The organism is Fructilactobacillus lindneri DSM 20690 = JCM 11027 (assembly GCF_002907375.1).
In the GTDB taxonomy this organism is placed as follows: Bacteria; Bacillota; Bacilli; order Lactobacillales; family Lactobacillaceae; genus Fructilactobacillus; species Fructilactobacillus lindneri.
This window is the reverse complement of the sequence record NZ_MIYK01000018.1, coordinates 71,515-77,828: the sequence shown is the minus strand read 5'-3', so window position 1 is coordinate 77,828 and position 6,314 is coordinate 71,515. Positions and strand designations below refer to the sequence as shown.

Here is a 6,314-nt window from a genome sequence, read left to right as displayed (position 1 = left end):
CATGTATTAGGCACGCCGCCAACGTTCGTCCTGAGCCAGGATCAAACTCTCATTTTAAAAATGAGAACTTTACTAGCTCTTATTTATTTTATTTCTTAAAGCAAATTGACTTTGCATAATGTTTTAACCTTTAAACTAAGTTTAAAGATTACCTTACACTTTTGTAATCAAAATCTTGTTCAGTTTTCAAAGATCTACTCTTGCACTGCTTCTGCAGTGCATTTACTATAATAACTCGTTTAGAAATAATTGTCAATGATTTAACTTAATTAATTTTAAAAAATTCAATTACTTAAAGATTAATTTGTCAAAGCATTTCGTAGTCATTTCCTAACGAACAATTATTAGTATATCTCATTGGTCAAAGAATGTCAAACATTTTTAACAATTAATTTTGAAAATTTATTTTCAATTTTTAATCATAAAAACATGCCATTCCTTAAGCGACAATTAATAATATACACCCGGTTAATTCCTATGTCAACAGTTTGGTCAAAAAAAGTCAAATTTTATTTTATAAAAAAGCTACCTATTATAGATAGCTTTCATTAATTATAAAATTATTTACTTATGCAAAGCAGTACTATGGATTGGCATTCTACGATCAGGATATAATTTTTCCATAATCTCATTAACCGCAATCGGGGCTTCGCCAAAACCAGTTGCAATCAAAGTATCTTTGCCAGGATAAATAGCTTGATCTCCAACACTGAAAACCATTGGCTCAGAAGTTTTCATTTTTTGATTAACTTCCACCATTCGATGATTTAAAGCTGGTTGAATTTCCCAGCTCTGTAATTCTTTATTGTTAGAAATAAAACCATAATTAACCACTAAATCATCAACCATAAATGTTTTTTCTTCATTAGAAGAACTTCCAACCATTTTAACAGTAACTTGTAAAGAATCATCAACTTCATTCAAACTCTTAATTAAATAAGGAGTAATCAACTTAACTGAAGACTGCTTTAGTTTATCAATCATATGTTCAAGTCCTCTAAATTCATCTCGTCGATGAACTAAATAAACTTGATTAGCAACTCCTTCTAACATCAAAGCCATATCAACAGCAGAATCACCGCCGCCAGCAACCATTACATTTTTGCCAGCAAATTTTTGCAAATTTTGAATACTATAAAACAAATATTTTCCAGTATATTTCTCGGCATTTTCAGCTCGAAGTACTCGTGGCTGAAATGCTCCGTTTCCCGTAGCCAAAATAACCGATTTACTGTATGTCTGTCCATGATCGGTTTCAATCACAAAATGGTCATCAACACGAAGTACATTAGTGACCTTGGTATTAACCCGTTTATCAACTTCAGGCATGGTATCAAGTTGCTGATTTAAATTTTCAATTAACTTTTTCCCAGTCACTCCTGCAAATCCAGCCACATCCAAAATGGTTTTTTCTGGATACAAAGCATTAACTTGGCCACCCATTTCTGCCAAACTTTCAATTACTTGAACCTTAGCATCGCGCAGACCTGCATAAAAACCAGTGAACATTCCAATGGGTCCACCACCAATAATTGTGATATCATATAACTTGTCGGACATTTTTACCATCTCTTCTTATCTAAATTTATTTTATAAAGGAATCTTAACATTATGAAGTACAAAAAAACATTTATATTTTTAATTTTTTTAATCGTAGTAGCTTTAGGTTTTGGCGGCTGGTGGTATAACAATAATAGAGTTGCTAAATACCACGTAAATCAAACTCGAACGGCCACTATTTTTATCCCAGGTATGGGTGGTAATAATATCACTTCTAACTACATGGTTTCAAGTTGGGATAAAGACCGCGTTGCAACAAAAGCATTACAAGTTTATGTGAAAGATAATGGTAAGGTTTCAACTACCAAACAATTCAATAAAATTGGAAAAAATAATCCAGTCGTTCAAGTAACTTTCCAAACTAACAACAAACCTGGTTTTGAAGGTTCTAGAATGCCATACTTAATGAGATATTTACATAATAAGTATGGTATTAAAAAAGTTAATTTGATTGGACATTCATCTGGTGGAACTATCATTTATGATTATTTAACTCGTCACAATCATACTAAAGATGTTCCTGAAACTGTTCACTTTGTTTCGATGGCCGATACCTATCCCCTTAAAGATCCTAAATATATTAATAACTTACCAAAGAATCTTGAGATTCTAAACTTCTGTGGTGATATTGACCATACAGGAAGCGATGGCTTAATCCCTACTAAAGATATAAAACCAATGAAGAATCTAGTTAAGGGACACGTTAAGAGTTATAAATTTCAAATCTATCACGGTGATCCACAACAAGCCCAACACTCAATGCTGCACGAAAATCCAGAAGTAAATAAAATTATCGCGCAATATTTATATAATTAAAAACGAACAAAGATCCGATTAATTCTCGGATCTTTGTTCGTTTTTAATGTTAAATAGATTGTTTTTACCTTTATATTAAAGTATTATAAGATTAAATAATTAATAATATGCGGAGGATTCCTATGAGTGTTCAGAAAATGATTTTAGATGTAGATACCGGCATTGATGATGCTATGGCAATTGCCTATGCAGTTGCTGATCCAAAAATTGAATTAATCGGTGTATTATCATCATTTGGTAATATCGAAGCAGATCGTGCTTCACATAATGCTCTAAACGTACTTGATATGTTTAACGCTACTGATGTTCCAGTTTTTATTGGAAATCATAATCCACTTGACCATCAATATCAGCGAATTGATATCAATGCCCAGATTCATGGGGAAAACGGAATTGGCGATGTCGAACTAAAAGCATCTGAACGTGATATTTCTGAGCAAAACGGAGTTGATTTCATGGTCGAAGCAGCCGATCGTTATGGTAAAGACCTTACGATTGTGGCAACTGGGCCTATGACTAACATTGCTTCTGCAATCCAAAAAGATAAAGACGCTATGAAAAAGGTAGGCAATATTACCATTATGGGTGGTGCACTAACTGTTCCTGGAAACGTAACTCCAGTTGCAGAAGCTAACATCGAACAAGATCCTGTTGCTGCCAACGAAATGTTTACCAGCGATATCAACATTACTATGGTAGGCTTAGATGTAACATTACGAACTTTGCTAACTAAAAAAGAAACACAACAATGGCGCGATACTAAGACTGAAGCTGGAGAAAAAATGGCTGATATTGTCGACTTTTATATCGATGTTTACGATGACATTTATCCAGAACTTGGCGGTTGTTCCCTTCATGATCCGTTAGCAGTTGGGGTGGCTATCGACCCTAGTTTTGTTCAAACCATTGATATGAACATCATGGTGACTACTGAACATGATGCTTACTATGCACGAACGATTGGCGACAAAGAACGCTTAAATGATCCTCATACAAATGTAAAAGTTGCAGTTAATGTTGATAAAGAAAGATATTTAAAGGTCTTCATGAAACGTTTTCTTGATTTATTCCAAGCAACTAAATAGATTTATAAAAAAGCCTTGCTCTCGTGTGATATACCAAAGCAAGGCTTTTTTATCTTTTAAACTTCTTCCAAATACAAATCATCTTTATGTGTCTTACCAAGCATTTTAAGAAGACGATAATAAGCCCATCCTAGCACTGCCGGAAGTACTACCCCAAATACAAGCAGAATTACAAATCCAGGTTTATTATTAGCCCAATACCAAAGTGGGGCAATAAACGAGTTCAATCCTAATCCAGCGATTGTAAATGGTGCTTTGAAATGAAAACCAACCACAGCAATTGGTGCCATTACCATTGCGATTACAAAGGGACCAACTGCATAGAGTGGATGCTTCAAAAGGTTAGGGAATTGAACCTTAGGAGTAACCAAAGTTTGCGCAATATTTCCTCCCCAGTTGTTTTGTCTAAACGACATTGCCGTAAATACTACAAATCCAACCGTTGTCCCAATCATTGCAGCACCGCCAGACATCGGATCTAACTGAACCGCGATTGCCAAGGCAGCAGATGAAGCTGGGGTCATTAAGAAGAGGAACCAAGCTCCAGCAACAACTACTGAACCCAAGACTGGATTGATATTCATAGTATCGGCCATTCTTTCGCTAATCCAGTTCAAAGCTGGAGTTGTTACTGCAGCAAAACCTAGTCCTGCAATCGAACCTACTAGTGCAGTGGCAAATGGTACCAATACCAAATCAAGTGGTGTTTTACCCGTTAACCATTTTCCAAGTAAAGCTGCTACTATTGCAGCCAAGACTGCTGAAACCGGCTGACCAATGTTCATTACTGACGAGCCAGCTAATTGTGGAGCTACCCAACCTGTGGCAGTCATGGTCTTGGCTACCGGAGCAGCCGTGAAATACACGGCATTCGCTCCAACTGTCGAGGCAATCATTGTTGCACCAGCTACCAAAGTTGTCGTTCTTAGCATCATAGCGACCGACATTCCTAGTGCAGGAGCCAACAAACGCTGACCAATCAAACCGGCTTCATTTAAAGGCATCCAATGCAGCATTGTTCCTAAAGTACTTAACAACAATCCCATCCCCAAAACCGCCAAAATGGTGTTAGAAATTCCTTGAGAGACTTGATAAACCCAGCCTTTCCAATTTTGCGGTTCTTTTTCTGGTACAAAATACTTCTTCGACATAATACTTCCCCCTTTTAGGTATAAAAAAAGCCCTGGTTAGTAATCCTAACCAGAGCTACATGAATGAAAATTCAGTGATAGACTAGTCGGCCCAAATCATGTGGCCGACACAAACTGCTCGACCTTATTAGCTAATAATAATTAAGCTAATTAAGACCGAGATATTTTGTTTATTTCTATTCATCTTCGAATTTTTCATAACATGCTCCTTTTTTGTTTCTATTAATTATGCCCGAAAAAAAGGGAATGTCAACAATTTTTTAAATTTTATTTAAAATATTTTTGCAAAAAGACAGCTACTACATCTTCATCATTTGAAACCGTCTCATCATTAGCAATTTTTTTGATCTCTGGCGTAGCGTTACTCATGGCTACCCCAACTTGAGCTTTTTCTAGCATTCCTGCATCATTTTGTGCATCGCCAAAAGCCATCAAATTAGAAAAATCCCAACCAAAATGACTTAATAATGCTCCTAATCCATAAGCTTTATCAACATTTAAGGGTAAAAATTCTAAAATTCGGTCTTGCGAACGCATCATATGATAACGATTTACAACTTCCGCTGGCATATTAGCAACCGCATGATCCAATACTGCAGGATCAGCAACCATAATCCCCTTTGAATAACTTTCATCAGGTAAATCATTAAATGCTGTTGGCACAAACTTAATATTACCTTTTAGCATTTCACGATAATCAGATGGCTTTAAATCAGTAATCGGATAAACTTGACTAAAATCTAAAATATCTAAGGGATAACCATGTTGCTTAGCATAATCATATAGCGGCTGAAAAGATGTTCGAGTCATCCCACGTTTAAAGATGGATTTTTTATCATTATTACAAACTACCAATCCACCATTAAAAGTAATCGTATAATCATTATCACCATCTAAACCCAGTTGTTCAATATAATGCCAAATTGCATTGATTGGACGACCTGTACATAAAACTATTTCGAGACCCTGCTGATGTAATTTTTTTAACTCTGCTTCATTTGCTGCACTTATCTTTTTATCAGAGTTCAATAAAGTATTATCAAGGTCCAACGCTATCATTTTAATCATTGTTATAATTCTCCAATCAAAAAAACGCCCCAAAGGACGCTCTTATCTTTAAGCTCTGAGTTTAGCTTCTAACTGTTTTAACTCAACTTGACGAATACTTCGAGGAAGAAATCTTCTGATTTCTTCTTCATTGTATCCAACTTCAAGCCGTTTATCATCAAAAATAATCGGACGTTTGATTAAGTCTGGATATTTAACTAACAAATCAACTAATTGACCTAATGAAAGATCATCCAAGTTAAGATGTAGCTTTTTAAAAATATTAGATCTAGTTGAAATAATATCTTCACTGCCGTTTTCAGTTAAACGCAAAATACGTTTTACTTCGTCAGCATTCAAGGGTTTGGAATTAATGTTACGTTCCTTAAACGAAATATCATGATCTTTTAACCAAGTACGAGCCTTACGGCTAGATGCACTACTTGGAGCAACATATAAATTCAACATATATAAAAACCTCCTCATGCAAAGCATGCAACAAGACAGTCTGACAAATATTGACTATTTATTAGACACCTTTATCTTATCATATCTACAAACATCGTCAATGTAGTTTATAAACTCTTAATAATAATTTACACATTGGCAATTTAATATTATAATTTAAACACTATAATACATATTATGAAAACTC

Annotated in this window: 6 protein-coding genes; 2 read left to right on the top strand and 4 right to left on the bottom strand. The window is 35.0% G+C overall.

All coding sequences use genetic code 11. The annotated features are described in order from the left end of the window. Nucleotides 1-564: 564 nt before the first annotated feature. Nucleotides 565-1,560: an NAD(P)/FAD-dependent oxidoreductase gene (locus BHU33_RS06310; protein ID WP_054646613.1), complete on the bottom strand. Its 996-nt coding sequence runs from the start codon at nucleotides 1,558-1,560 to the stop codon at nucleotides 565-567. A 51-nt stretch (nucleotides 1,561-1,611) separates the two neighbouring features. On the opposite strand from BHU33_RS06310, the gene BHU33_RS06305 reads away from it, so the two are divergent. Both BHU33_RS06305 and BHU33_RS06300 read left to right on the top strand, forming a co-directional pair. Continuing rightward, on the top strand, nucleotides 1,612-2,376 hold the full coding sequence (locus tag BHU33_RS06305) for an alpha/beta hydrolase (protein ID WP_054646612.1): 765 nt from the start codon (nucleotides 1,612-1,614) through the stop codon (nucleotides 2,374-2,376). Nucleotides 2,377-2,498: 122 nt separating this feature from the next. Further along, nucleotides 2,499-3,461, top strand: a complete 963-nt coding sequence (locus BHU33_RS06300; RefSeq protein WP_054646611.1) for a nucleoside hydrolase — start codon at nucleotides 2,499-2,501, stop codon at nucleotides 3,459-3,461. Nucleotides 3,462-3,517: 56 nt separating this feature from the next. Here BHU33_RS06300 and BHU33_RS06295 read toward each other — a convergent pair whose 3' ends face one another. The 3 genes from BHU33_RS06295 to spx all read right to left on the bottom strand — a co-directional run bounded on the left by BHU33_RS06295 (nucleotide 3,518) and on the right by spx (nucleotide 6,127). Continuing rightward, a complete protein-coding gene (locus BHU33_RS06295) occupies nucleotides 3,518-4,612 on the bottom strand; it encodes a PTS transporter subunit IIC (RefSeq protein ID WP_054646610.1) in 1,095 nt (364 codons plus the stop codon). A 267-nt stretch (nucleotides 4,613-4,879) separates the two neighbouring features. Continuing rightward, nucleotides 4,880-5,680 carry a Cof-type HAD-IIB family hydrolase gene (locus tag BHU33_RS06290; RefSeq protein ID WP_078775202.1) on the bottom strand — a complete coding sequence of 267 codons (801 nt, stop codon included), beginning with the start codon at nucleotides 5,678-5,680 and terminating at the stop codon, nucleotides 4,880-4,882. A gap of 48 nt (nucleotides 5,681-5,728) precedes the next feature. Continuing rightward, a complete protein-coding gene (gene spx, locus BHU33_RS06285) occupies nucleotides 5,729-6,127 on the bottom strand; it encodes a transcriptional regulator Spx (RefSeq protein ID WP_054646609.1) in 399 nt (132 codons plus the stop codon). Nucleotides 6,128-6,314 lie beyond the last annotated feature (187 nt).

What these genes read in the sequence shown, in the direction of transcription:
- BHU33_RS06310 (WP_054646613.1), bottom strand. Translation starts at nt 1,560, where the DNA reads ATGTCCGACAAGTTATATGATATCACAATTATTGGTGGTGGACCCATT.
- BHU33_RS06305 (WP_054646612.1), top strand. Translation starts at nt 1,612, where the DNA reads ATGAAGTACAAAAAAACATTTATATTTTTAATTTTTTTAATCGTAGTA.
- BHU33_RS06300 (WP_054646611.1), top strand. Translation starts at nt 2,499, where the DNA reads ATGAGTGTTCAGAAAATGATTTTAGATGTAGATACCGGCATTGATGAT.
- BHU33_RS06295 (WP_054646610.1), bottom strand. Translation starts at nt 4,612, where the DNA reads ATGTCGAAGAAGTATTTTGTACCAGAAAAAGAACCGCAAAATTGGAAA.
- BHU33_RS06290 (WP_078775202.1), bottom strand. Translation starts at nt 5,680, where the DNA reads ATGATTAAAATGATAGCGTTGGACCTTGATAATACTTTATTGAACTCT.
- spx (WP_054646609.1), bottom strand. Translation starts at nt 6,127, where the DNA reads ATGTTGAATTTATATGTTGCTCCAAGTAGTGCATCTAGCCGTAAGGCT.